Annotated in this window: 24 protein-coding genes and 2 tRNA genes; 17 read left to right on the top strand and 9 right to left on the bottom strand. The window is 64.2% G+C overall.

The genetic code is table 11. The annotated features are described in order from the left end of the window. The first annotated feature begins 50 nt into the window (after positions 1 to 50). Positions 51 to 956: a LysR family transcriptional regulator gene (locus KFO72_RS31420; RefSeq protein ID WP_054934237.1), complete on the top strand. Its 906-nt coding sequence runs from the start codon at positions 51 to 53 to the stop codon at positions 954 to 956. A 134-nt stretch (positions 957 to 1,090) separates the two neighbouring features. On the opposite strand, the gene alaS is transcribed toward KFO72_RS31420, so the two are convergent. Further along, on the bottom strand, positions 1,091 to 3,715 hold the full coding sequence (gene alaS / locus KFO72_RS31415; RefSeq protein WP_225033746.1) for an alanine--tRNA ligase: 2,625 nt from the start codon (positions 3,713 to 3,715) through the stop codon (positions 1,091 to 1,093). 324 nt (positions 3,716 to 4,039) lie between these two features. On the opposite strand from alaS, the gene KFO72_RS31410 reads away from it, so the two are divergent. Beyond that, entirely contained in the window at positions 4,040 to 5,260 is a 1,221-nt protein-coding gene (locus KFO72_RS31410; RefSeq protein ID WP_054934235.1) for a CaiB/BaiF CoA transferase family protein, read from the top strand. A 212-nt stretch (positions 5,261 to 5,472) separates the two neighbouring features. Here the strand turns inward: KFO72_RS31410 and KFO72_RS31405 are convergent, their stop codons facing one another. Next, a complete protein-coding gene (locus KFO72_RS31405) occupies positions 5,473 to 6,024 on the bottom strand; it encodes an RBBP9/YdeN family alpha/beta hydrolase (RefSeq protein ID WP_225033745.1) in 552 nt (183 codons plus the stop codon). A 53-nt stretch (positions 6,025 to 6,077) separates the two neighbouring features. Further along, positions 6,078 to 7,796 (bottom strand): gamma-glutamyltransferase, encoded by a 1,719-nt coding sequence (gene ggt, locus KFO72_RS31400; protein WP_412101814.1) that lies wholly within the window; start codon positions 7,794 to 7,796, stop codon positions 6,078 to 6,080. A gap of 603 nt (positions 7,797 to 8,399) precedes the next feature. Between ggt and KFO72_RS31395 the strand changes: the two genes are divergently transcribed. Beyond that, complete coding sequence (locus KFO72_RS31395) at positions 8,400 to 10,121, top strand: glutamine--tRNA ligase/YqeY domain fusion protein (RefSeq protein ID WP_224100318.1); 1,722 nt, start codon at positions 8,400 to 8,402, stop codon at positions 10,119 to 10,121. Between the two features lie 132 nt (positions 10,122 to 10,253). Further along, positions 10,254 to 11,168: a transporter substrate-binding domain-containing protein gene (locus tag KFO72_RS31390; protein ID WP_225033743.1), complete on the top strand. Its 915-nt coding sequence runs from the start codon at positions 10,254 to 10,256 to the stop codon at positions 11,166 to 11,168. A gap of 10 nt (positions 11,169 to 11,178) precedes the next feature. On the opposite strand, the gene KFO72_RS31385 is transcribed toward KFO72_RS31390, so the two are convergent. Together KFO72_RS31385 and KFO72_RS31380 are read right to left on the bottom strand one after the other, a co-directional pair. Then, complete coding sequence (locus KFO72_RS31385; RefSeq protein WP_060601622.1) at positions 11,179 to 11,637, bottom strand: NUDIX hydrolase; 459 nt, start codon at positions 11,635 to 11,637, stop codon at positions 11,179 to 11,181. Further along, on the bottom strand, positions 11,634 to 12,023 hold the full coding sequence (locus KFO72_RS31380) for a hypothetical protein (protein WP_054934231.1): 390 nt from the start codon (positions 12,021 to 12,023) through the stop codon (positions 11,634 to 11,636). Before KFO72_RS31380 ends, KFO72_RS31385 begins: the two co-directional genes overlap by 4 nt. 270 nt (positions 12,024 to 12,293) lie before the next feature. Here KFO72_RS31380 and KFO72_RS31375 point away from each other — a divergent pair, with 270 nt between their 5' ends. Next, complete coding sequence (locus tag KFO72_RS31375; RefSeq protein ID WP_224100317.1) at positions 12,294 to 12,524, top strand: hypothetical protein; 231 nt, start codon at positions 12,294 to 12,296, stop codon at positions 12,522 to 12,524. Here KFO72_RS31375 and KFO72_RS31370 read toward each other — a convergent pair. Further along, positions 12,503 to 13,918: a cytochrome-c peroxidase gene (locus KFO72_RS31370; RefSeq protein WP_225033742.1), complete on the bottom strand. Its 1,416-nt coding sequence runs from the start codon at positions 13,916 to 13,918 to the stop codon at positions 12,503 to 12,505. The genes KFO72_RS31375 and KFO72_RS31370 overlap by 22 nt on opposite strands. A 188-nt stretch (positions 13,919 to 14,106) precedes the next feature. Here KFO72_RS31370 and KFO72_RS31365 point away from each other — a divergent pair, with 188 nt between their 5' ends. Continuing rightward, a complete protein-coding gene (locus KFO72_RS31365; RefSeq protein ID WP_060602742.1) occupies positions 14,107 to 15,684 on the top strand; it encodes an acid phosphatase in 1,578 nt (525 codons plus the stop codon). Between the two features lie 206 nt (positions 15,685 to 15,890). Here the strand turns inward: KFO72_RS31365 and KFO72_RS31360 are convergent. Continuing rightward, a tRNA-Arg gene (locus KFO72_RS31360) sits at positions 15,891 to 15,965 on the bottom strand. A gap of 146 nt (positions 15,966 to 16,111) precedes the next feature. Further along, complete coding sequence (locus KFO72_RS31355) at positions 16,112 to 16,942, bottom strand: undecaprenyl-diphosphate phosphatase (protein WP_107204013.1); 831 nt, start codon at positions 16,940 to 16,942, stop codon at positions 16,112 to 16,114. A gap of 565 nt (positions 16,943 to 17,507) precedes the next feature. Here KFO72_RS31355 and KFO72_RS31350 point away from each other — a divergent pair. The 5 genes from KFO72_RS31350 to KFO72_RS31330 all read left to right on the top strand — a co-directional run bounded on the left by KFO72_RS31350 (position 17,508) and on the right by KFO72_RS31330 (position 22,182). Further along, entirely contained in the window at positions 17,508 to 18,425 is a 918-nt protein-coding gene (locus KFO72_RS31350) for an aldose epimerase (protein ID WP_060601633.1), read from the top strand. Between the two features lie 142 nt (positions 18,426 to 18,567). After that, entirely contained in the window at positions 18,568 to 19,305 is a 738-nt protein-coding gene (locus KFO72_RS31345; RefSeq protein WP_176956764.1) for a peptidoglycan DD-metalloendopeptidase family protein, read from the top strand. A gap of 155 nt (positions 19,306 to 19,460) precedes the next feature. Further along, a complete protein-coding gene (locus tag KFO72_RS31340; protein ID WP_054934222.1) occupies positions 19,461 to 19,790 on the top strand; it encodes a hypothetical protein in 330 nt (109 codons plus the stop codon). A gap of 683 nt (positions 19,791 to 20,473) precedes the next feature. Next, complete coding sequence (locus KFO72_RS31335) at positions 20,474 to 20,782, top strand: DUF2288 domain-containing protein (protein ID WP_035991287.1); 309 nt, start codon at positions 20,474 to 20,476, stop codon at positions 20,780 to 20,782. Then, complete coding sequence (locus tag KFO72_RS31330; RefSeq protein WP_225033741.1) at positions 20,779 to 22,182, top strand: MATE family efflux transporter; 1,404 nt, start codon at positions 20,779 to 20,781, stop codon at positions 22,180 to 22,182. Before KFO72_RS31335 ends, KFO72_RS31330 begins: the two co-directional genes overlap by 4 nt. 20 nt (positions 22,183 to 22,202) lie before the next feature. On the opposite strand, the gene KFO72_RS31325 is transcribed toward KFO72_RS31330, so the two are convergent. Continuing rightward, complete coding sequence (locus tag KFO72_RS31325) at positions 22,203 to 22,376, bottom strand: hypothetical protein (RefSeq protein ID WP_167352350.1); 174 nt, start codon at positions 22,374 to 22,376, stop codon at positions 22,203 to 22,205. Between the two features lie 165 nt (positions 22,377 to 22,541). Here KFO72_RS31325 and KFO72_RS31320 point away from each other — a divergent pair, with 165 nt between their 5' ends. The 6 genes from KFO72_RS31320 to KFO72_RS31295 form a co-directional block, all read left to right on the top strand. Beyond that, entirely contained in the window at positions 22,542 to 22,715 is a 174-nt protein-coding gene (locus KFO72_RS31320; protein ID WP_007744012.1) for a hypothetical protein, read from the top strand. Positions 22,716 to 23,033: 318 nt separating this feature from the next. Continuing rightward, a complete protein-coding gene (locus KFO72_RS31315) occupies positions 23,034 to 23,192 on the top strand; it encodes a DUF3309 family protein (RefSeq protein WP_082434023.1) in 159 nt (52 codons plus the stop codon). A 61-nt stretch (positions 23,193 to 23,253) separates the two neighbouring features. After that, positions 23,254 to 23,330, top strand: a tRNA-Pro gene (locus tag KFO72_RS31310). 214 nt (positions 23,331 to 23,544) lie between these two features. Beyond that, positions 23,545 to 24,003, top strand: a complete 459-nt coding sequence (locus KFO72_RS31305; protein WP_054934198.1) for a SixA phosphatase family protein — start codon at positions 23,545 to 23,547, stop codon at positions 24,001 to 24,003. 164 nt (positions 24,004 to 24,167) lie between these two features. Next, positions 24,168 to 24,983 carry a GNAT family N-acetyltransferase gene (locus KFO72_RS31300; RefSeq protein ID WP_054934197.1) on the top strand — a complete coding sequence of 272 codons (816 nt, stop codon included), beginning with the start codon at positions 24,168 to 24,170 and terminating at the stop codon, positions 24,981 to 24,983. Next, positions 24,984 to 25,199: hypothetical protein (locus KFO72_RS31295; protein ID WP_225033740.1), on the top strand; the 216-nt coding region annotated here is incomplete at its 3' end.

Genomic DNA, 25,199 nt, shown 5'->3' with positions numbered 1-25,199 from the left:
AATCTCATAAAATGAATAATACGGATAGATCTAATCTCACGGAGAGATTGATGGACCTTGCCGCCCTGACGATCTTTCGCGCCGTCGTGCGCGAAAACGGCGTGACGCGCGCCGCGGCGAAGCTCAATCGCGTGCAATCGAACGTGACCACGCGTATCAAGCAGCTCGAAGAGCAACTGGGCACCGAACTATTCGTTCGCGACGGACGCCGGCTCGTGCTGACGCCCGCGGGCGAGACCCTGCTGCCCTATGCGGAACGGCTGCTCGCGCTCGCCGACGAAGCGCGCCACGCGGTCAAGGACGCCCATCCGAGCGGACGCCTGCGGCTGGGCACGATGGAAAGCGTCGCCGCGACCCGCCTGCCGGGACTGCTCGCGCAGTATCACCAGACGTGGCCCGATGTCGCGCTCGAACTGGAGACAGGGACGACGGGCAAGCTGATCGATCGCGTGCGCGAGTTCGAGGTGGACGCGGCGATCGTCGCGAGGCCGCTCGATCCCGGCTGGATCGGCGAGCTGTTCGAGGTCGTGCCCGTGTTTCGCGAAGAACTGGTGATGGTGTCGCCGCGCGGTCACCCGCCCATCCATCGAGCCAGCGATATTTCGCTTACGACGTTGATCGCGTTCGAGTTGGGCTGCGCGTATCGCGTGCATGTCGAAAAGTGGTACATGGAGCACGGCATCCGGCCCGCACGGGTGCTGGAGCTCGGGTCGTATCACGCCATTGTCGCGTGCGTGGCGGCGGGCGCGGGCGTGGCTTTCGCGCCGCGCTCGGTGCTGGCGCTGCTGCCGGAATCGGACGATATCGCCGTGCATCCGCTCGCGGAGCTCGGCAGCATCGAGACGCTGCTGGTCTGGCGACGCGGCCATTTCTCGTCGGCGTTGAATGCGCTGCGCGGAATGCTGGTCGCGAGCGGAAACCTGCAGGAGGAACGGGGGGACGAGGTGGCTGCCTGAGTGCTTCAGCAGCGAGCGCCTGTCGCGCTTCGACACAATGTCCTTCGTTAATCCGAACGCACAAAATCAAAAAGCCGCGAGTCTCGTCGACTCGCGGCTTTTTTGCTGATGCGAATGCTACGTGGCGCGCAGACTCAAAGCTGCGCTTCGACCCAGCCCTTCACGCCAGCCAGCGCGGCCGGCAGATTGGCCGGCTCGGTGCCACCCGCCTGCGCCATGTCCGGACGGCCGCCGCCCTTGCCGCCGACCTGCTGCGCGACGAAGTTGACCAGTTCGCCTGCCTTGACCTTCTTGCTCGCCTCGGCCGTGACGCCCGCGATCAGGCTAACCTTGCCGCCTTCGACGGACGCCAGCACGATGGCCGCGCTCTTGAGCTTGTCCTTGAGCTTGTCGACGGTTTCACGCAGCGTCTTGACGTCCGCGCCTTCCAGCGTCGCCGCCAGCACCTGCACACCGGCAACTTCGATGGCCTGGCCGGCCAGTTCGTCGCCCTGGCTCGACGCGAGCTTCGACTTCAGCGCGCCGAGTTCCTTTTCCAGCGACTTCACCTGGTCCTGAACCATCGAGATGCGCTGCGTCAGTTCCGACGGCTGCGCCTTCAGCGCCGCGGCGGCCGCGTTGATGCGCGCATCCAGTTCCTGCACATAACGCACTGCGTTGTCGCCCGTGATCGCTTCGACGCGACGAATGCCCGCCGCGACGCCGCCTTCCATCACGATCTTGAAGAAGCCGATGTCACCCGTGCGATGCACGTGCGTGCCGCCGCACAGTTCGCGCGAGAAGCCCAGATCGAGCACGCGCACTTCGTCGCCGTACTTCTCGCCGAACAGCGCCATGGCGCCGCCCTTCACCGCTTCGTCGTACGGCATGACCTGCACGATGCCCGGCGCGTTCGCCAGCACTTCGGCATTGACGATGGCCTCGACGCGGCGGATTTCCTCATCCGTCATCGGCGCGTTGTGCGCGAAGTCGAAGCGGGTCTTGTCGGCGTCGACGAGCGAGCCCTTCTGTTGCACGTGGCCGCCGAGCACTTCACGCAGCGCCTTGTGCATCAGGTGGGTAGCCGAGTGGTTGCGGGCCGTGCGCGCACGGCGGATCGCGTCGATTTCCGCCTTCACGACGTCGCCGACCTTCAGCGTGCCCTGCTCCAGCGTGCCGTGATGGCCCACGACGTCCGCCTGCACCTTCAGCGTATCAGCGACCGCAAAGCGCACGCTCGCGTTAGCCAGCACGCCCTGGTCGCCGACCTGGCCGCCCGATTCCGCGTAGAACGGCGTATGGTCCAGCACGACGACAGCCTGCTGGCCCTTCGTCACTTCCTTGACGGACGCGCCGTCGACATACAGCGCCGTAACCTTCGCGTCGTCGAAAACGATCTGTTCGTAGCCGTGGAACGTGGTCTTCGCGCCTGTGTATTCGAGGCCCTGGGCCATCTTGAACTTGCCGGCCGCACGCGCCTGTTCGCGCTGACGGGCCATTGCCTCGTCGAATGCGGGCTCGTCGACCGTCACTCCACGCTCGCGGCATACGTCCGCCGTGAGGTCGAGCGGAAAGCCGTAGGTGTCATGCAGCTTGAACGCCACTTCGCCGTCGAGCGTCTTGCCGCCCTTCGCTTCCAGATCGGCCAGCGCGTTTTCGAGAATCGACATGCCGTGCTCGATGGTCTCGAAGAAGCGCTCTTCTTCCTGACGCAGCACGTCCGTGACGCGCTGTTCCGCGTCTTTCAGTTCGGGATATGCGTCGCCCATCTGCGCGACGAGGTCCGCGACCAGCTTGTGGAAGAACGAACCCTTGCGGCCCAGCTTGTAGCCGTGACGGATCGCGCGGCGCACGATACGGCGCAGCACGTAGCCGCGGCCCTCGTTGCCGGGAATCACGCCGTCGACGATCAGGAACGAGCAGGCGCGGATGTGATCGGCGATCACCTTCAGCGAGTTGTTCGACAGGTCTTCGATACCCGTTTCGCGGCCAGCGGCCTTGATCAGCGCCTGGAACAGATCGATTTCGTAGTTGCTGTGCACGTGCTGCAGCACGGCTGCGATACGCTCGAGGCCCATGCCCGTGTCCACGCACTGCTTGGGCAGCGGGGTCATGTTGCCCTGCGCGTCGCGGCTGAACTGCATGAACACGAGATTCCAGATCTCGATGTAGCGGTCGCCGTCTTCCTCAGGCGATCCCGGCGGGCCACCCCACACTTCGGGACCGTGGTCGTAGAAGATCTCCGAACACGGGCCGCATGGGCCGACATCGGCCATCTGCCAGAAGTTGTCCGATGCGTACCGCGCGCCCTTGTTGTCGCCGATGCGGATGATGCGCTCGGTCGGCACGCCGACTTCCTTCGCCCAGATGTCGAAGGCTTCGTCGTCTTCCTGGTAGACGGTGACCCAGAGCTTTTCCTTCGGCAGCTGGTAGACGCCCGTCAGCAGTTCCCACGCGTAGTGGATCGCGTCGCGCTTGAAATAGTCGCCAAACGAAAAGTTGCCGAGCATTTCGAAGAACGTGTGGTGACGCGCCGTGTAGCCGACGTTTTCCAGGTCGTTGTGCTTGCCGCCCGCGCGCACGCTGCGCTGCGCCGTCGTGGCCCGCGCGTACGGACGCGATTCGGCGCCGAGAAACACGTCTTTGAACTGCACCATGCCCGAATTGGTGAAGAGCAGCGTCGGGTCGTTGCCCGGCACGAGGCTCGACGAACGGACGATCGTATGGCCCTTCGATTCGAAGAACTTGAGGAATTTCTCGCGGATTTCGGCGGCTTTCATAGCGTGCTTTGGGGACGGTCCTGGCTTGAGCCGACGGCTGCGGAAGACTGACCGGCCGTCGCAATAGATTGTTTCCTGAACGGTCGATTATACGGGATCGGCGCTGTCGCGCGACGCCATGGAGCAGGCTGCACGCGGCTTTGGCCATCCGGCCAGTTTCCCCTCTCGAAAACGCCGGAAACGCGGCCTGTCATTTGTCCTATGCCGTCAGGCTGAGTAGGTCGGGCGCGGCCGATCGCTTAAGATGCACCAGATCGATTCAATCGGGCAGCGCCCGTGTGGCGGGCGCCTCATCACATTGCACATTGGAGACGTAGACAGAACATGGGTGCACTGAGCCATATCCGCGTGCTGGACCTTACCCGCGTGCTTGCCGGTCCGTGGTGCGCGCAGACGCTAGCCGACTTCGGCGCCGACGTGATCAAGGTCGAGCGGCCGGGCGCCGGCGACGACACGCGCCACTGGGGGCCGCCGTACCTGAAAACGCCGGACGGCGCGGACACGCGCGAGGCCGCCTATTACCTCGCGGCGAACCGCAACAAGCGTTCGGTCACCGTCGATATCGCCACGCCCGAAGGGCAGCAGATCGTCCGCGAACTGGCCGCGCAAAGCGATGTCGTGCTGGAGAACTACAAGGTCGGCCAGTTGAAGAAGTACGGGCTCGACTACGAGTCGCTGAAGGCCGTGAAGGCCGACATCGTCTATTGCTCGGTGACGGGCTTCGGGCAAACGGGACCATATGCGCAGCGCGCGGGTTATGACTTCATCGTGCAGGGCATCGGCGGCTTCATGAGCATCACGGGCGAGCGCGACGGCCAGCCGGGCGGCGGCCCGCAGAAGGCGGGCGTGGCGATCGCGGACCTGATGACGGGCATGTATTCGAGCGTCGCCGTGCTGACGGCGCTCGCGCACCGCGACCGCACGGGCGAAGGCCAGTACATCGACATGGCGCTGCTCGACGTGCAGGTCGCGATGCTCGCCAACATGAACTCGAACTTCCTCACCAGCGGCAAGCCGCCCGCACGCTGGGGGAACGCCCATCCGAACATCGTTCCCTATCAGACGTTCCAGACGAGCGACAGCTGGATCATCGTCGCGGTGGGCAACGACGGGCAGTTCCGCAAGTTCGTCGAAGCGGGCAAGCGCGCGGACCTCGCCGACGACGAGCGCTTTGCCACCAATCCCGAGCGCGTGCGAAATCGCGAGACGCTCGTCCCGATCCTCGCGGAGATGGTCCGTACGCGCAGCAAGCACGAGTGGATCGACGCGCTCGAAGCGGCGGGCGTGCCCTGCGGGCCGATCAACGATCTGGAAGAGGTGTTCGAGAACGAGCAGGTGGTCGCGCGTGGAATGGAGGTTCAATTGCCGCATCCATCGGGCGGCACGGTGAAGCTGGTGCGCAATCCCATCCGCATGAGCGCGACGCCGCCCGTGGCGCAGGCGCATCCGCCGACGCTCGGCGAGCATACGGAAGCGGTCCTGCGCGACGTGCTCGGATACGACGATGCGCGTATCGACGCGCTGCGGGGCCGGTCTGTGATCTGACGTGAGGCCGGAAAGCGGCGTGCTAAGGGTGGCGAGCTTCGATTAGAGGCGCCCGGTTAGCGCGCGCGCCGGTGCGCGACGGCTCCCGCGTGCGGCAACCGGAGCGGGTCGGCGTCCTGCGGCGCGCCGATCCTCCGGCACATCGCCTCCCCGGCGCCTGAATTGCGCCGCGCTCGCGCCGCGCCGCCCGCACCGCCCGCACCGCCCGAGATTTACGCCATCGAAGCCAGCCAGCGCTGCCCTTCTTGCCAATCACCGAGGCCGCTGTCGGCGTTGATATGGCCGCGCGGGCCGATGTTCTCCCATCGGCTGCCCCATGCCGTCGCGCAGGCCTGCGAAAACGGCACGCCGCCGTACGGATCGTCGGTGCTCGCGACGACGATCGACGGGAAAGGCAGCGGGTCGATCGGCACGGCGTCGAAGCCGGCCGCGTCGGCGGGAAATCCGGGGCCGGCCGGATCGGGCACTGCGACGAGCAGCGCGCCCGCGACCTTCGCGAGCGCATCGTGTGAAGCATGGCGCGCCGCCCAGAACGCAACCGTCAGGCAGCCCAGGCTGTGCGCGACGAGCAGAACAGGCGCTTTCGCAGCGGCGACGGCAGCGTCGAGCGTATCGCACCACTCACCGCAAACGGGATGATCCCAATCCCGCATCGGCACGCGCGAAAAGTGCGGATAACGCGCTTCCCAGCGGGTCTGCCAATGCCCAACGCCTGAGTTCATATAACCCGGCAACACGATCACGCTCTGCTGCTCCAACGCCATGCCCGTTCCCCGTTCGTCGTGAGTTGTCGAAGTGCGGCATCGCGCCGCCAGCGCTATTGAATCACACGTCCCACGCCGACGCCGCGCGGATCGGCAGCCGGCTGCGGCGACGTGCCGTCGATACGGATCATCTGCACGTCGCCGTTGAACGTCTGGCCCTGCAGCGTGTAGCCGCGCGTCTTCAACTGCTCGGCCAGCTCGCCGTCGATGGGATGGTACGGCTCGAAGTAGATCGTCTTCTGCGGCAGCAACTGATGATGAAAGCGCATCGCAGCGAGCGCATCGGCGGGCGGCATGTTGAAGTCGTACAGGTTCGTCATGACCTGGAAGATCGACGTGAAGATGCGCGAGCCGCCCGGCGTGCCGATCACGAGCGATACCTTGCCGTCCCTGGTCAGAATGGTCGGCGCCATCGACGACAATGGCCGGCGCCCCGGCGCGATCGTGTTGACGTCGCCGCTCGTCACGCCGAACTGGTTGGCCACGCCCGCTTTCAACTCGAAGTCGTCCATCTCGTCGTTCAGCACGAAGCCGGCGCCGTCCACGACCACGCCCGAGCCGAACGGCCCGTTCAGCGTGTACGTGTTCGATACCGCGTTGCCCCACTTGTCGACCACCGAGAAGTGCGTCGTCTGAGCCTTTTCCGGCATCGCGTCGCCGAGACCCGGCTTGACGGGCGCAGCGCCCGGCACTTCGTCGGGCGTGATGTCCTCGACGCGCTTCGCGAGGTAAGCGTCGTCGATCAGTTTGTCGACGGGCACGCGGTACGAATCAGGATCGCCCATGTACTGCTGGCGGTCAGCGAATACGCGGTCCTCGATCTGCGCGACCAGATGAATGTACGGCTCGGAATTGAGCGCCACGCCGTCGAACTGCGGCTTCAGATCCGCCTTCATCTTCAGCAGCTGGATCAGTCCAATGCCGCCCGAGCTGGGCGGCGGCGCGGTGACGATCTGATAGCCGTTCCAGCTGGCCGTCACCGGCTGTCGCCACACGGCCTTGTACTGCAGCAGGTCCGCCTTCGTCAGGAGACCGTGCCCGTACATCTGCCGGGCGATCAGGTCGGCCGTCTGACCTTCGTAGAATTCACGGCCGCCGTCGGATGCGATCCGCGTCAGCGTCTGCGCGAGCTCGGGCTGGCGGAACACGACGCCCGTCTTCAGGTTCGAAAAATAGGCGTCGAAATTGGTCTTGCCGCCGAACCCCTGCGACGCGAGTTCGCGACGCTTCTGCAACCACGGCTCGACGGGGAAGCCGTCCGTCGCGTACTTGATGGCGGGCGCGAGCACCTGCTTCCATTTGAGCTTGCCAAAGCGCTTCTGCGCTTCCCACATGCCGTCGACCGTGCCCGGCACGGCCACCGCGCGATGTCCGACGAGGCTCATGCCCTTGATCACGTTGCCCTTGTCGTCGAGATACATGTCGCGCGTCGCGCTCTGCGGCGCTTTCTCGCGGTAGTCGAGAAAGTACGGCTTGCCGTCCATGTACAAGGTCATGAACCCGCCGCCGCCGATGTTGCCCGCATCCGGGTACGTGACGGCGAGCGTGAACGCGATCGCGACGGCTGCATCGACGGCATTGCCGCCAGCCGCGAGCATCTGCTGCGCGGCGTCAGCGGCGTAGCGGTCGGGCGTCGCCACGGCCGCCGCGTCGAGCACGGGCTTTGGCTGGGCCGTCTTCGCGTCGACGGCGGGCGACGCAACCAGGCTCGCGAGCAGCGCGCCCGTCAGTGCGAGCGTCGTGGCGAAGCGGGCAAACGTGCCACGCGGCATGACGCGGCTGGCGCGAGGACAGGAATCGGCGTGGGCGCCCGCATGGGATTCGGCATGCTTATCGGTGTGCAAAACGGCACGCAAGGCGGCGCCGGAAAGCGCGCGAGGCGCGCGCAACATCGCAAGGGACATCCGAGGAACTCCGGGATAGATGGACCTGCCCGCGCGTGCTCAGCGGCATGGGGCGGCCGGCTCGCGGCAAGGACAGGTCGCGTGAAGCGGCGGGACGGGCATCGGCTGCCCGAGCCCACCACAGAATAACGGAAACACAGCGCCTGCCGAAAAACAGCGCGACGGGCGCAGCCAGCAGCGAAAGCGCCGCTCGAGGCGTGGGGCGAGGCGCAGGCTCGCCGTAAGCGCGCCGCCGCGGGCCGGCGTGGGACATGGCGCGCGACGCATGCTAAGCGTGCGCACCAAACGGCGCCAACGCAATTTACCTCCTGTTACAGCGCCGATTGCGCCCCGGAAATGCATCAGTCCGCGCCGTTGCCGGCCGCGCGCCGCACCCGCCAGGCGTAAAGACTGTCGCCGAATGTGTCGTCAGGTAGAATTGACAGACTAACGGACGCATATAGTGTCCAGGACCGACTTTCTCCTTCTCGCATGAACAACGATCGCAAAGACGCCGAGCGCAACGAAGCGCCCGTTTCCAATTTCATCCGCAACATCATCGACGACGACAACCGCTCGGGAAAGTGGGGCCAGCGAGTGGAAACGCGCTTCCCGCCCGAACCGAACGGCTATCTGCACATCGGTCACGCGAAGAGCATCTGCCTGAACTTCGGCATCGCGCAGAGCTACGGCGGCGTCTGTCATCTGCGCTTCGACGACACGAATCCCGAAAAGGAAAGCTTCGAATACGTCGACTCAATCGTCGACGCTGTGAAGTGGCTCGGCTTCGACTGGAACGTCGACGGCAAGGAGCACCTCTACTTCGCGAGCGACTACTACGACAAGCTCTATGAGTTCGCCGAGCTGCTGATCACGCGCGGCAAGGCGTATGTCGATAGTCAAACGGCGGAGGAAATGCGCGCGAACCGCGGCTCGGCGACGGAAGTCGGCACGCCGTCGCCGTTCCGCGAGCGCAGCGTCGAGGAGAACCTCGACCTGTTCCGCCGCATGAAGGCAGGCGAGTTCAAGGAAGGCGAGCACGTGCTGCGCGCGAAGATCGACATGTCGTCGCCGAACTTCAACATGCGCGACCCGGTGATCTACCGCATCCGCTTCGCCCACCATTACCGGACGGGCGACAAGTGGTGCGTGTATCCGATGTACGACTACACGCACTGCATTTCGGACGCGCTCGAAAACATCACGCATTCGCTGTGCACGCTCGAGTTCGAAGACCACCGGCCGCTGTACGACTGGATCCTCGACGAACTCGCCGAGGCCGGCATCTTCACGCGTCCGCTGCCGCAGCAGATCGAATTCTCGCGCCTGAACCTGACGTACGCGATCACCAGCAAGCGCAAGCTGCTGCAGCTGGTCAACGAAGGCCATGTGGACGGCTGGGACGATCCGCGCATGCCGACCATCGTCGGCGTGCGCCGCCGCGGCTTTACGCCCGACAGCATCAAACTGTTCTGCGAGCGCATCGGCATCACCAAGGTCGATTCCTGGATCGACATGAGCGTGTTCGAAGGCGCACTGCGCGACGATCTCGACGACAAGGCGCCGCGCGCGACCTGTGTGCTCGATCCGCTGAAGCTTATCATCGACAACTATGCCGAAGATCAGACGGAAGCGTGCAGCGCGCCCGTCCATCCGCATCATCCCGATCGCGGCGTGCGCACTTTCCCGTTTTCGCGTGAACTGTGGATCGAGCGCGAAGACTTCGTGGAAAACGCGCCGAAGGGCTATTTCCGCCTGTTCCCGGGCAACAAGGTGCGTCTGAAGTACGGCTATGTCGTGGAATGCACGGGTGCCGACAAGGACGAAAACGGCAATGTGACCGCCGTGCACTGCAATTACTACCCGGACAGCCGCTCCGGCACGGAAGGCGCGAACAACTACAAGGTGAAGGGCACCATTCACTGGATCAGCGCGACCCAGGCCGTGCCTGCCGAAGTGCGCGTCTACGACCGCCTCTTCAAGGAAGCACAGCCCGACGCGGGCGGCCGCGATTTCCTCGAGGCGCTCAATCCGCATTCGAAGCGCATCATGCACGCCTACGTCGAACCGGGCTTGGGCGACGTCGAGCCGGAAGCGCGGTATCAGTTCGAGCGTCACGGCTACTTCGTCGCCGACCGGTATGACACGACGCCGGGCAAACCCGTATTCAACCGGATCGTCAGTCTGCGCGACAGTTGGGGAAAGCCGGCGTAAGCTGATTGTCTGGTTGAGTCACCGCGGCATGCGGCGCATTCGGCGCGCATGCCGCTGTGTCGCGACACGGACATCGCCAGGCGACAGCGCGACGATGCAGCCGGAGTGATTGCTACCGGCTCAGGGGGAACGATGAAGGTTGCAATCAAATATAAGCTGGGGGCGATCGTGGCCGCGGCGCTGGCGTCGCTTATGTCGCTGACGGTGCCCGCGCACGCCGAGGAACTGACGGGCACGCTCAAGAAGGTACACGACGACGGCGTGATCACGCTCGGCGTGCGCGAAGCGTCGATCCCCTTCTCCTATTCCAACGGCGAGCGCACGGTCGGCTATTCGCAATCCATCGCGCTCGCCATCGTCGACGAGATCAGGAAAACGCTCGCGATGCCGAACCTCAAGGTGCGTGAAGTCACGATCACATCGGCGAACCGTTTCCTGATGCTGGTCAACAACCAGATCGATCTGGAATGCGGCTCGACCACGCATACGCGCGAGCGCGAGAATGTCGCCGCGTTTTCGAACAGTTTCTTCCAGTACGCGGTGCGGATGATCGCGCGCAAGAACGCCGGCATCAACGACTTCGCCGACCTCGCCGGCAAGCCCGTGGTCACGACGGCGGGCACGTCGGACGAACGGCTCGTGCGGCAGTTGAACAGCGAGAAGCAGTTGAATATGCGCATTGCGAGCGCAAAGGACCATTCCGACGCCTTTTCAGCCGTGAAGGCGGACCGCGCGGTCGCGTTCGTGATGGACGAACCGATTCTGTACGGTTTTCGCGCCACCGACCCGCGCCCCGACGACTTCGTCGTGACGGGTACGCCGCTCGGCTACGAGACCTATGCGTGCATGTTCCGCAAGGGGGACGCGCCGTTTCGCGAGCTGGTCAACCGTGTCATCGCGAAGATGCAGACCTCGGGCGAGGCGGAGCGCCTCTACAACGTCTGGTTCACACAGCCGATTCCCCCGCATGGGATCAACCTGAACTATCCGCTGTCGGCCGAAATGCGGACCATGTTCGCGCATCCGAACGACAAGGCGCTCGATTGAAAAGCGTGCGTTACGCCGTATCCAGCGTACGGTGCAATTCGGCGAGCGATAGCGTCGTCTGAAAGAGTCGCGTGAGGCTGCGGCTCGCGTAATGCTCGACTTCGTCGGGCGCGGCCCAGCGGAATGCGTCCATCTCGGGAATCATCGTGCCGTCGGAGCGGCGCGGAAACATCGACGTGCACGTGCAGCGCGTGAGATCGAGTTCGTCGGCACGGGCGCGCGCGGCGAACAGATGCAGATCCTTGTCCCGCCGATACACGAACAGGCCGAGATCTGTCAGCCGCGACGCGTCGACGGCGATACCCGTTTCCTCTTCCATCTCGCGCAGCGCCGTCACGTGCGGCGCTTCGCCTTCCTCGCCCTGCCCTTTGGGGATGTCCCAGTGGGTAGTCTCGGTGGCATGCGCGAGCAGCACCCGCCCATCCGGGTCGAGCAGCACGACACCGCAAGAGATCGTGCGCGCGCTCAATGCTTCTTCTGCATCACCCAGTTGCCCGCGCCCTCGCGGCAGAACTGCGGGTTCAGATTCATCGACTGGCCTTTGGCGCTCAACACGACGTGCATCTGTCGGCACGTGCGGTCACCCGACTTCGACGTCGCATCGGGCGTCAGTTGTGCCTCGATCCGCGTGCTATTGCGCAAACCTTCGTTGTTCCAGGTCGAGGATTCGCCGTCCTGCTTCTTGTCGAGCGCTTCGAACGCGGCCTTTCTGAGCGAGTCGTTGTCGGCCTGCTTCATGTACGCGATCGGCGTGTCGTTCAGGAAGTTCAGATTGGCGGCATGCGCGCCGACTGCGCCGGCGAGCAGCAGCCCGCCCACAGAGAGTTGAAACGCGGCTCGGGTTCGCATCGACATGAAGTTCTCCGCAGAAGTCGGTTCGGGCAAGCGTGGCGCGGCCATGGAGCGGCCCGCGATCTGGACCTCAAAAGCATAGCACGCCGCCTGGATCCACAGCTTGCGAGACACCCACTTTTGAGATAGTTCTGTCGCGCCACAGGCCCGTCATAAGCCCACTCAGAGGAATTTTAGGACACGTCCCATAGGCGCTAAAGCAGTCGGTCCATAACATGAGTCGAGTCAAATTCACCCGCACTTCAAACGCGTCGCGCGTTGCGACTCTTGCTCATGGACCTCTCGTTCGCTCTCCAGTTTTTCGCCGCCATCCTGATGCTGATCTGCGTAGTTCTTGGCACGATCGTCATGCGTGTCGATCCCGCGCCGATGCCGACCATCGTGCGTATCCGCGGCCTGCGCCGCAACCGGTGGCCGTGCGCACTCACCCGAGCGGGCCTCGTGTGCCTGCTCGCGTCGTTCCTGGTGTTGATCGCCGGCTGTTATCTGCTGCTGACGATGTGAGCGCCGGCAGGTGGCCGGGGCGCTTCCGGCTGATATCCGTCCGTCAGCGTCTTAAGGAACGCAACCACATCCTTGATCTCTGATTCATCCAGCGCAGGCTTGTCGCCCGGCTTGCGATCGAACGGCGGATCGGTATTCAGATTCGCCCAATACTTCCTCGGCAAATCGTCGAACTTCTGCACTTTCCCCTTTACGACCGGGTAAAACTTCTCCGGATTCGTATCGCGTTCCGCATAGAAACGGACGACCTCTTCGAGCGAGTGATAAATCCCGTTGTGAAAGAACGTCTTGCGCAGCGCGACGTTGCGCAGCGAAGGCGTACGGAAGATTCCGCAATACTCGTCCCGGCCCTTCAGATCCGTCCGTTCCGGGCCGCACGCGCCCAGATCATAAAAATGCGGATCATGGTTCACGGCCAGCGTGCGATTGCGCGGCACGCCGAGCGCGATCAGACCGAAGTCAGAGAACGCGGGCGCCGAGCCGTCGAGCGCGCGCTGGCTGATGTGGCAGTTCGCGCAGTTGCCCTTGGTCTCGTCGTTGAAGAGCTGCAGGCCGTGCAGTTCGGCCTTCGTCAGTTGCGCCTTGCCCGCGAGGAACGCGTCGTACTTGCTCGTGTAAGGGTAGAACAGTTCCGGCGTCTCCTCGAACACTTCGAGCGCCTGCAGCACGGCCTTGAATGTCGCGTCGTCGCTATCGAACACGTGCTCGCCGAATGCGTCGCGGAACTGGTTCGCGTACGGCGCGGCCTTCACGGCCGCCGCCACTTTCTGCGGCGTGCTGCCCATTTCGAACGACGACGTCAGCGGCATGCGCGCCTGATCGCGCGCGCTGTTCACCCGGCCGTCCCACATCAGGCCGCCCGTCGGACCCGCGTCGACGCTCTCGTCGCCCTCGTCGTCCGAGTCGTGATAGTGCTCGGTGAAGGACGGCACCTTCTGAAGATATTTGATGTCGGGCGCGGCGCGCATGCCCTGCTGCCGCATGTCCTGGCCGCCCAGCTGGACGGAGAGCGCGTTCGGCGGCCCGAAGCCGTGCTGCGGACTGTGGCACGACGCGCAAGCGAGCTTGCCCGAGCCCGACAGCGACGGATCGAAGAAGAGCTGCTTGCCGACGGCCGTCATCTTCTTCACGGACTCGTACACCTGGGCACGCGTCTGACCGCCAGCGGGCATCGCTGCTGCGGCATCGGCGGACACCCTTTGCATCCGCGCGCCGCCCGGTGACGGTTGCACCCGTTGTTCCGCTTGCACGGCCGCTGCCGCGTGAGCGCCGTCGGCCTGCGCGCTGCCGGCATCGCAGGCCGTCAGCATCATCGAAACCGAAACCCCTAGCGCGCCGAGCCATCCCGCGCGCCACGCCTGTCTTGTCCGAAGCCCCGCCACATCGCGCCACATATCTTTCTTATGCTCGTGTTGATCGACTGCGCGAGGTTATTTCACCGACATGTCGCCTAAATGACATATACCCGACTACATCTTAAAAACCACAAGCAAACAGGAACCTCGATGTAAGAAATTAATCGTTCTGTCAAAAAGCCTTGCGACACTCTCGCCGCCGGTCCCCAACGCGAGAGAGATAAATCATGAACAAGAAACTGATCTGCGCGACGCCTATCGCGATCGCCGCAGCAATCGGGCTGTATGCATGCGGTGGCAATTCGACTTCGAAGCCGACGTTATCTTCCGTGAAGAACGTCGTGGTCATCTACGCGGAAAACCGCAGCTTCGACAACCTTTACGGCAACTTCCCGGGCGCCAACGGCCTGCAAAACGTGACGGCGGCGAGCGCGCGCCAGCTAGATCGCGACGGCTCCGTGCTCGCGACGCTGCCGCCCGTCTGGAAGGGCCTTACGGCAGCGGGCGTGACGCCCGTCATCACCCAGGCGATGACGGTCAACCTGCCGAACTCGCCGTTCGCCATCGACGATCCGGCCGGCTTCAACACGCCGCTCAGCGCGACGACGCGCGACCTGTATCACCGCTTCTACGAGAACCAGATGCAGATCCACGGCGGCAAGAACGACATGTTCGCCGCGTGGGCCGATTCGGGCGGTCTCGTGATGGGCCACTACACGGCGAACGCCGACAAGCTGCCGCTCTACAAGCTCGCGCAGCAATTCACGCTGGCCGACAACTTCTTCATGGGCGCGTTCGGCGGATCGTTCCTGAACCACCAGTGGCTGGTATGCGCGTGTACGCCGTTCTATGCGAACGCCGATACGAGCGTCGCGAAGACGTCGATCTCCGCGGTCCAGCCGGACGGTGTGTCGCTGACGCTCAAGTCGACGTCGGCGGCGTCGGCGCTGACCGACGTGCCGACCTTCGTCAACTCGGGCAACCTCACGCCTGATTTCTACGCCGTCAACACGATGCAGCCGCCCTATCAGCCGAGCGGCAACAAGCCTGCTGCGGGCGGCGACGCGAATCTCGCCGATCCGACGGCCGCAACGACGCTGCCGGCGCAGACGAACCAGCACATCGGCGACCTGCTCAACAACGCGGGCGTGACGTGGGCGTGGTACAGCGGCGCCTGGAGCAACGCGATCTCGGCGGTGCAGAACAACACGGCGAACGTGATCTACGGCGCCAACCTCAGCTCGCCGAACTTCCAGCCGCATCACCAGCCGTTCAACTACTTCGCCGACCTCGCGCCGGGCACCGACAACCGCGCGAAGCACCTGCTCGACGGCGGCCTGAACGGCTCGGAGTTCATCAAGGCGATCGACGCCGGCACGCTCCCGCAAGTCGCGTTCTACAAGCCGCAAGGCAACCTGAACGAGCACCCGGGTTATACGGATGTGGCGCAGGGCGACCAGCACATTGCGGATGTGATCTCGCATCTGCAAAAGAGCCCGCAGTGGAACAACATGGTGGTCGTCATCACGTACGACGAGAACGGCGGCTTCTGGGATCACGTGGCGCCGCCGAAGGGCGACCGCTGGGGCCCGGGCACGCGGATTCCCGCGATCATCGTGTCGCCGTACGCGAAGAAAGGCTTCGTCGATCATACGCAGTACGACACGACGTCGATCCTGCGCTTCATCACGCACCGCTTCAATCTGCCGAACCTGCCGGGCCTGACGGCGCGCGACAGCGCACTCGTCGCGAACGGCGGCCAGCCGATGGGCGACCTGACGAACGCACTCGATATCAACAGGTAATCACGCAGCTACGCAGGCAGGCGGGCGCTTCGCCCGTCGTCGACTTAGTACGGGCAAGCAACAGTCGCGCATTCATCCACGTTCGATGCGCAACGCTTCAGGGCAGCTTCGGCTGCCCTTTTTTATGGGTGTGCGGGCGGTATCGGGGGAAAAGGACGAGGGCCGTGCACAGGCGCCGTTGCTGGCGGACAGGCAGGCTGACTGGATGGCCCCCCCACGAGGAATCGAACCTCGATTTCAGGTTTAGAAGACCCGTGTTCTATCCGTTGAACTATGGGGAGGCGAAACCGGAATTTTAACCTGGCTGGACCTGACCGAAACTGGCCTCAGGCGTCAGGTTAAACACGCCACGCATGTCGTGGCGCTCAAAACAGAAAGGCCCGGCAGCAACGCCGGGCCCGCGATTATAACCGATCGAACCGCGCGATCAGGCCGGCTGCGGATGCGTCATGAACCAGCCCAGAAACACCACGCCCGCGATCACGCAGTACACGCCGAACGACGCAAGACGGCCGCGTCCTTCGAAATAGCGCATCAGGAAACGCACGCTCAGGTACGCGGCGATCGCCGTCAGCACGCCGCCCAGCAGCGCGTCGGCGAGCTGGCCCGGCGCGTGGAAGAGCTTCGGCAGTTCGAGGATGCCCGCCGCGAAGATGATCGGCGTGCCGAGCAGGAACGAGAACTCGGCGGCCTTTTCAGCTGTCAGGCCCGCGCCGTTGCCCGCGATCATCGTCAGGCCGCTGCGCGAGAAGCCGGGAATCAGCGCGCCGACCTGCGCGAGGCCGACCAGAAACGCCTGCCTGAACGTCAGCTTCTCCGGCGCGCGATGCGCGCGCGCCCGCTGCAGCCGGTCGCCGAGCCACAGCAGGATGCCGTTGACGATCAGCGCGACCGCGACGATGCGCAGATCGTGGAATACGCGTTCAAGGCGCTTCTCGAGCACGAGACCCACCAGACCGGCCGGAATCGTCCCGATGATGAGGGCCCACATCATGTGTCCATCGTCATTGCGGCGGCCCGACAGCGACGCGAAAAAGCCCCCTATGAGGGCAATCCAGCGGGTACGGAAGTACCACAGCAGCGCGAACGCTGTGCCCAGATGCAGCGCGACGAGGAACGGCAGCAGTTGCGGCGCATGCTTGTCGATATGCATGCCGAAGAGAGCGGGAACGAGCAGCGTGTGACCAAGACTGCTCACTGGAAACAGTTCCGTGACGCCCTGCAGCACGCTCAAAAAGATCAAAAACGACAGGCTCACGCGTCGGTCCTTTTGAAAAGTGGGGAGGATGGACAGCTTGCCGGAACATGGAGCCCGGCATCTGAAGGCGGGTCGATTATGCCTGGGCGACCCGGGTGCGCCAAGGACAAAAATTCGCTTTTAACAGAATCTTGCCGCGTCGCAACAAGATCGAAAGGGTGATTACGGTGATGAAAGCAAAAAGGCCCGCCTGGAAGGCGGGCCTGCGTGCGGAGGCTGCGTGGACCGTCGGTACGTGCCGACGATTCAGCGTGGATTCTCGGCGCCCCGTGTCAGCGTGTAAATTTATAAAAGAAATAAATCGTACTGCCCGTGAACATGCCGAACAGTGCCACGCTCATTGCCATTGCGAGATCCATCGCCCCTCCTGGAAACCGAGTGATCGGACCCGGCCGCAGCCGGTCTTCGTACACATTATTGATTGCGCCGACTGTGCGCCAACACCCGCAATTTCCCCAGAAGGGTTTCCCCGTAGCACAAAGCGGCGCAAAATCGGCGTCGCTGCGCTTTTCGCGCCAAAGTCGTGCACGCCATCCCTTCCTAACCGCTTTCTATCGTCATTGCCATGCCTCAATTCCAGCAACAGGACATCATCGAGATCGCACGCGACGGCGCCTTGCTGCGCGTCGCGCCGCAGGCGGGCGGCCGCCTGCTGTCATGGGACATCGACGGGCAGTCGGTGATCTTCTGGCCCGAGCAGGCGGACTGGAGCCAACCCGCGCGCGTGCGCGGCGGCAATCCGCTGCTGTTTCCGTTTCTCGGCCGCCATTTCGTCGACGGCCAGATCGGCCGGTGGAAGGATGCGCAAGGTACCGTGCGCGATCTGCCCATGCACGGTTTCGCGCGCGACCTGCCGTTCGAGGCCACGGTCGACGAAGCCGCACGCTCGATCAGCATGACGCTGACCGACAGCGACGCGACGCGCGCCGGCTATCCATTCAGCTTCCGCTTCGAGGCGAAATACACGCTGGTCGACGCGAACACGCTCGACGTCGACTTCATCACGACCAACACGGGCGCGGCGGGCAGCGCACCGCTGCCCTACTACGCGGGCCATCATTTCTACTTCACGCTGCCGCACGCGCAACGCGGCGAGACGGTGCTCGAACTGCCGCGCACGGTGCGCCGCCACCAGTTGCCGGACGGTGCGATCAGCGCAGGCGAAGCGGGCGAGCCGGACTATCGTCTGGACGATCCGGGCATCCTGGACCGCTTCCATTGCCTCGACGGCGCGCCGGATCACCTCGTACGGATGGTCGCGCTCGGCCTGAACCGCAGCATCACCATCGATCTGCAGCGTCCCAACTCGGTACCGTGGTACGCCGTTACGACGTGGACGGAAAAGCCCGAATCGGACTTCTTCTGCGTCGAGCCCTGGCTGGGCCTGCCCGACGCGATCCATAACGGCCTGGGCCTGCGCTGGCTCGAAGCGGGCGACACCGAAACGGCGTCGCTGCGCATCACCATCGGCACGTTGCCCTGAGCGCCGCGCATCGCGTGCGACACGATCGCCGCGCATCGCATCGCCCGAAAAACGGGTGCTGCATTGCAAAACCGTTAGAATCTGGCGTTTTGCAACTGCCACGTGATCGGGATCGGCGCGCGGCGGCGTCTTGCGAGGTCCAATGTTGACAACAAAAATCAGACGGCTTGTCTGCGCGGCCATGGTCGCGGCACTGGCCGCATGCGGCTCGGCACCCGTGGGGCCGGGATACTATCGCGTCGAACGGGGCGACACGCTGTACAAGATCGCGCGCAGCAATCGCACGTCGGTGCAAAGTCTGTCGCGCTGGAACAATCTGTCGAACCCCGATTCGCTCGAGGTCGGTCAGGTGCTGCGCGTCGCGCCGCCGCCCGGTACGGCGACGGCCAGCACGGGTTCGTCGCGCGGAAGCGCGTCGGGCAGCGCTTCGGCGGGTGGATCGGCAAGCGCTTCGGCGAGCGCTTCGTCTGCGTCGCGCAGCGCGGCCGCGGATACGCCTGCAACGCCCGCGCCGGCGATCTCGCTGATCTGGCCCGCGACGGGCAACGTGGTGCGCGGCTTCGACGGCAACAATTCGAAGGGCATCGATATCGCCAACGCTGCGGGCACGCCCGTGTTCGCGGCGGCGGGCGGCACGGTTGTCTATGCGAGCAACGGCCTGCGCGGCTACGGCAATCTGCTGATCATCAAGCACAACGCCGATTACCTGACCGCGTACGCGCACAATCGGTCGCTGCTCGTGAAGGAAGGCGAGACGGTGCAGCAAGGTCAGAAGATCGCCGAGATGGGCGACTCCGACAACGACCGCGTGATGCTGCACTTCGAGTTGCGTTACGCCGGCCGTTCGATCGATCCGGCGCGCTCGCTGCCGCCGCGCTGACGCGCTGTCGCGCCTCGCGTCACGACGCGACGCGACGCGGCCCGCGGGAACCCGATGGACCGTGCACGGCTCCATGACAGAGACAGGCGGGCACGCTCCGTGCCACGTCTGTCGACACCGCGTTCATCCGCGCAACGAACACAGAGGACACTCCGATGAAAAACGCCTTTGCGGCAGTCCGTGCGACCGCGGCGAGCCTCGCGATCGCCTCGCTGGCGAGCCTTGCAGGCTGCGCCAGTTCCGGTTCGACGACGCTCACCTATCTGCCCAACGGCGAGACGGGCTTCGCGATCAACTGCAGCGGCAGCGATGCGAGCCAGAACTGGGGCGAATGCTACAAGCGCGCGGGCGAGGCATGTGGCGCCTACGGCTACGACGTGGTCTCGAAGGATGTCGACACGGGCGGCACGGCAGGCGGCACGCTTGGCGGCGTGCTCGGCGCCAACGTGAAGAATCGCTCGATGGTGATTCGCTGCAAGCAGTAGCCAGCAGTCGCTGCAACGTCTGATTTTTATCGCGTCCGGACAAAAAAAAGTGCCCGGCACGAGGCCGGGCAAACGGGGGTTCGGCGCATATCGGCAAAGGACCGGTTCACCATGCGCCGAGACGAAATCTAGCAACGCGCTTATACCCACGCAATCGATTAATTGTGCAAATAGTGTGAGTCGGCGCACGGTTTCAAGGCGAACTGAATGGCGCACCCGTCCATTTGCAAACGGAATCAACGCGGCACTTCACATTCAATACCCGTTCGCAGCAATAGCGCGCAGCCGCGAAACCCACGGCTGACGGGCCTTTCGGAAGATCACGAAAGTATTGGACGTGAATTGATCTGCACTACGATATTCGTCGGCTTCAGGCATTTTGCTTCGCTTCCAGCAATAGCGGGACTTGGTGCGCCAACGCACCCTTCCGCTGCGATTCCTGCCGTGAATTCTTCAGATTTAACGAATTCGCGGACTTCCGTTTAACGTATTCATATGCACGCGGACACGGCGGATTAAGACGCGTAGCGTGAAGGCATTTATCGGCGTATTCGCACCGCTCGCCATTGGCAAGCGAAGTCGCGAGGTGTCGCCTATGGTTTGGTTTATAGTTACGCCCGCCCGTGCCGGCGCACGCCGCCGACACGCCCCGACGCACGAATGCCCTGCTGCCCGCTGACACCATGACTTCCCCCGATACCCCACAAAGCCCGCTCTACGAGAAACTGCTCGGCGAGACCGCGAAGATCAACTGGACGGAGCTCGAACGCTTCTTTGCGCGCGGCATGCTGCTGCGCGTCGCGCGCGATCTCGATCTGGTGAGCGTCGCCGAAGCGATCGCCAACGACGATACGACGCAAGTCACGCAATGGCTGTCGGCGGGACTGGTCGAGCGCGTGCAGGCCGAGACGGCTGCCGACTTCGCCGCGCGCGATCCCGAACTGTGGGCCGTCGTCGTATCCCCGTGGGTCTGCGTGCAGGAGCGCGGTTGAACGACTGCGCCGACGATAGCGTCGACCAAAACGCCGCATCAGGCCCGCCGCACACGCACGCGTCCGCTGTGCCCACGAGCTGGCACCGGCGCGTGCTGACGCTCGCGTTCCCCATCGTCCTCGCCAACCTGACGCAGCCGATACTCGGCGCCGTCGACACGGCTGTCGCGGGGCATCTGGACAGCGCGTCGTATCTCGGCGGTGTGGCGCTCGGCGGTCTGTTCTTCAATTTCGTGTTCTGGGGCTTCGGCTTTCTGCGCATGGGCACGACGGGTCTGGTCGCGCAATCGTTCGGCGCGAACGATCAGACCGGGCTGCGCATGAACATCGTGCGCGCGCTGTTGCTCGCGTTTGCGATCGGCGCCGTCATCCTGGCGATGCAGGTTCCGCTGATCGACTTTGCGCTGCGCGCGATCGGCGGCAGCGAAGACGTGCAGCGGCACGCGCGCGCCTACTGCCACGCGCGTATCTGGGCCGCCCCGCTCGCGCTCGGCAACTATGTCGTACTCGGCTGGCTGCTCGGTACGCAACGCGTGCGCGTCGCGCTTGCCACGCAGGTCTTCATCAACACGGCGAACATCGTCGCCGTGTTGCTGTACGTGTATGCATTCGACTGGGGCGTGGCAGGCATCGGCGCCGCCACGGCGACGGCGGATGCGCTTGGCTTCGTGTTCGGCGCCGTGCTGCTCTGGCAGATGCGTCCACGCGGGCTGCCCGCGCTCGAGCGCGCCGCGCTGCTCGATCCCGTCGCTCTCAGGCGCATGGTGACCATCAATCGCGACATCTTCGTGCGGACCATGTGCCTGTTGGGCGCGTTCGGCTGGTTCGCGCATCTGGGCGCGAAGCAAGGCGACGCGACGCTGGCCGCAAACGCGCTGCTCCTCAACTTCCAGACCTTCATGGGCTATGGGCTCGACGGCTTCGCGCATGCGGCTGAAGCGCTCGTCGGCGCGGCCATCGGCGCGCGTAATCGCGACGCGTTCCGCCAGGCCGTCAAGGTGACGCTGCTGTGGTCGGCGCTGGGCGCGCTGGCGTTCTCGCTCGTCTACTGGGCGGCAGGCGCGTGGATCATCGAGCGGCTCACGGATCAGACGGTGGTGCGGGCAGCGGCGCAAGCCTTCCTGCCGTGGACCGTGCTGTCGCCCGTCGTATCCGTGTGGGGCTTTCTACTCGATGGCGTGTTCATCGGCGCGACGCGCACGCGCGATCTGATGACGTCGATGGTCGTGTCGCTCAGCGTGTTTCTCGCGGCTTCGTGGGCGCTCGCCGGCACGCACGGCAATCACGGCCTGTGGGCGGCGCTGATGATCTTCATGGCCGCGCGCGGCCTCACGCTGCTTCGCCTGTTGCCGCGCCTCGCGCGTGATGTCGGGTCTGATCTGTCGGCGAGCCGAGCGTAAGTGCGCGTCGAAGCGTGCGCTTATTTCGGCGCGACGGGCGCGTCGATCATCGAAGGCGGACGGTCGTCGGTTGGCACGCCGTGGTAGTCCGCCGGGTCTTTCGGCGGCGTGTGATGGTGAACGGTCTGATCGTCGGCACACGCCGACAGGGCGAACAGCGAAAATAGCGATGCAGCCAGCAGGAAGCGCTTCATAAACTTTTCGGACGAGGAGTGAGCATCGACGGATGAGGTCGCGGGCCACGAGTCTAACCGCAAAGCGCAATGTGCGCCGCCGAACCTGGATATCCACCGCATTGCGCGATCTTGCAGCGCCTGTTCTACTATGTACGCAGGGTCTTTTCGTCGAAGGAGGCCGCCATGGATGCCGAATCGATCGCAGGTCTGGTTGGACTCGCCATAGGGCTGCTGGTGCTTGTCGTGCTGTCGGTGTTCGAGTCGCGCACCTATCGGCGCGAGCATCATGGCGAAGGCATGATGCATCACTGGCTTGCCGAGCATCACGTCCTGGACAGAATGCGCCGCAGACACTGAAGCCGGATGCGCCGCGGCCGCGGCGCCATCGCTTGCGCAGCCTGAATGTTCGTCCCGCGCGCACGTCGATAGGCTTTCGACGCGCGAAGCCGTCTTTTGCGTATCCGGATTCCTGGGCACGCCCTCTTTGCCGCACCGTTTCCTTCTGTGCTCCTGTTCCAGGCCCGCCATATATCGGGCACGTGGCTTGCTGATGTGTGAGGCATAGAGCGCGCATTCCGCGCACTCGACACTCCGGCCGCCGGCGCGCTCACGGTCGCTGCCTGTATGCGCCTACGCGGTCGCCAATTGTGGCCCGGCCATATAAGGAGAGATAACATGACCCTCGGAACCATTCTGCTGATCGTGCTGATCCTGCTTTTGATCGGCGCGCTTCCAAGCTGGCCGTACAGCCGCGAATGGGGCTATCGCCCGACCGGGCTGGTCGGCATTGTGCTGGTCGTGGTGATCGTGTTGCTGCTGATGGGCCAGATATAACTTTCGCAATGCGAGGATTTGACTTGCGGACCTCAATGCAGATACAATCGCGGGCTCGCGTCGGAGCGTAGCGCAGCCTGGTAGCGCATCTGATTTGGGATCAGAGGGTCGTAGGTTCGAATCCTATCGCTCCGACCACCAACATGCCGTACAAAAACCCGCGTCACGCCTTCTGGTGTCGCGGGTTTTTGCTTTTGCGCCGCCGATTTCACACGAATATCCGGCGCGCGCCGCCTACACTCCCGAAACACGCGCGCATTCCTCAAAGACGAAAAGCAGCAGAACTCGCCGCGCGCTGTCCACACTTGTCCTGGCAGAACCCACCTGCCGACAGCACAACGGAGACACCGCCATGAACCTGATCCTCTGGCGTCACGCCGAGGCCGAAGACACCGCTTCGACCGATCTTGCCCGTCAGTTGACGTCGCGCGGCCGCAAGCAGGCGCAGGCGTCCGCCAAATGGCTGCGCGCGCGTCTTCCCGACGACGCCGTGATCCTCGCCAGCCCCGCCGCGCGCACCGTGCAGACGGCCGAATCGCTGACGGATCAATACCGCGTCGTACGCGAGCTAGCGCCGGACGCGAGCGTCGAGGCCGTTCTGACGGCCGCTGGCTGGCCCGACGGCATTGCGCCGACGGTCGTGATCGTCGGGCATCAGCCGACCCTCGGCCATGTCGTCGCGCGTCTGCTCGCCGATAGCGGCGCGAGCTGGTCGATCAAGAAATCGGCGATATGGTGGATCGAGAGTCGCTCGCGCGGCAACGGCGATCAGGCCATGTTGCGCGCAGCGATCAGCCCGGATCTCATCTGATCCTCCCCGCCTAGCGGGGCCATGTGAAGCAAGGATTGCAGGCGCAGCGAAAGCGTCTGGCTTACGACACGTCATCGAATCGTCACGACGTTGCCACGTGAGCGTCACCCGCCGTTACTACATTGGCGTCGAAGCGAATTTCACATTTTCGACCAGGACGCCACATGCGAGAACTGCCGACGCCCACCCTGCCCTTCGCATCGATCCTCGAGCCGCGTCGCCGCCTGCCGCGCGCGGAAGAAACGGTAACCGCCCAGCATCGTCTGCAAGTGTCGTGGGCGCGCACCGACGAGGAGCTTCGTGAAGCACAGCGTCTGCGTTACCGCGTCTTCGCCGAGGAAATGGGCGCACGCCTGTCCGGCCCGGCCGGCCTCGACGTGGATGCATTCGATGCTTATTGCGATCACCTGATTGTTCGCGATCTCGACACGCTCAAGGTGGTCGGCACGTATCGCGTGCTGCCGCCGCATCAGGCGGCGCGCATTGGCCGGCTGTATGCCGAGAGTGAGTTCGACGTGTCGCGGCTCACGCACCTGCGCTCCAAGATGGTCGAGGTGGGCCGCTCGTGCGTGCATGCTGACTATCGCAGCGGGTCGGTGATCATGTCGTTGTGGGCCGGGCTTGGGTCTTACATGCAACACAATGGGTACGAGACGATGCTCGGGTGTGCGAGCGTCGCGATGGCCGATGGTGGCCACTACGCGGCCAACCTGTATGCGTCGCTGCAGGACGATGCGCTGACCACGCCGGAGTATCGCGCGTTTCCGCATACGCCCCTGCCCGTCGATGAGCTGAAGACTGGCGCGAAGGTCGCGCCGCCGCCGCTTATTAAGGGTTATCTGCGCCTCGGCGCGAAGATTTGTGGTGCGCCGGCGTGGGATCCGGATTTCAATACCGCTGACTATTTGACGTTGTTCCGGCTCTCGGAAATTAACGCGCGGTATGCGCGGCATTTTCTTGGGGATGCGGTGGGGAGGTAGGTGTTTTTGAGTTTGGCGGCGGGGGCGTGCGCCGATTTTGCCTTTTGCGCTGGCATCCGCGTTTTGTTTTTGCGCTTCACGCGTCGCCGTTTTCTGGATTTTGGCCTTTGCGCTGGCATCCGCGAATCGTTAGCTCGCTTCACGCGTCGCCGTTTTCTGGGTTTTGGCCTTTGCGCTGGCATCCGCGAATCGTTAGCTCGCTTCACGCGTCGCCGT

It is taken from the genome of Paraburkholderia sp. XV, from assembly GCF_020177535.1.
Taxonomy (GTDB): Bacteria; Pseudomonadota; Gammaproteobacteria; order Burkholderiales; family Burkholderiaceae; genus Paraburkholderia; species Paraburkholderia caribensis.
The sequence above is the reverse complement of the archived record's forward strand: the minus strand, read 5'-3'. Positions and strand labels throughout refer to the sequence as shown.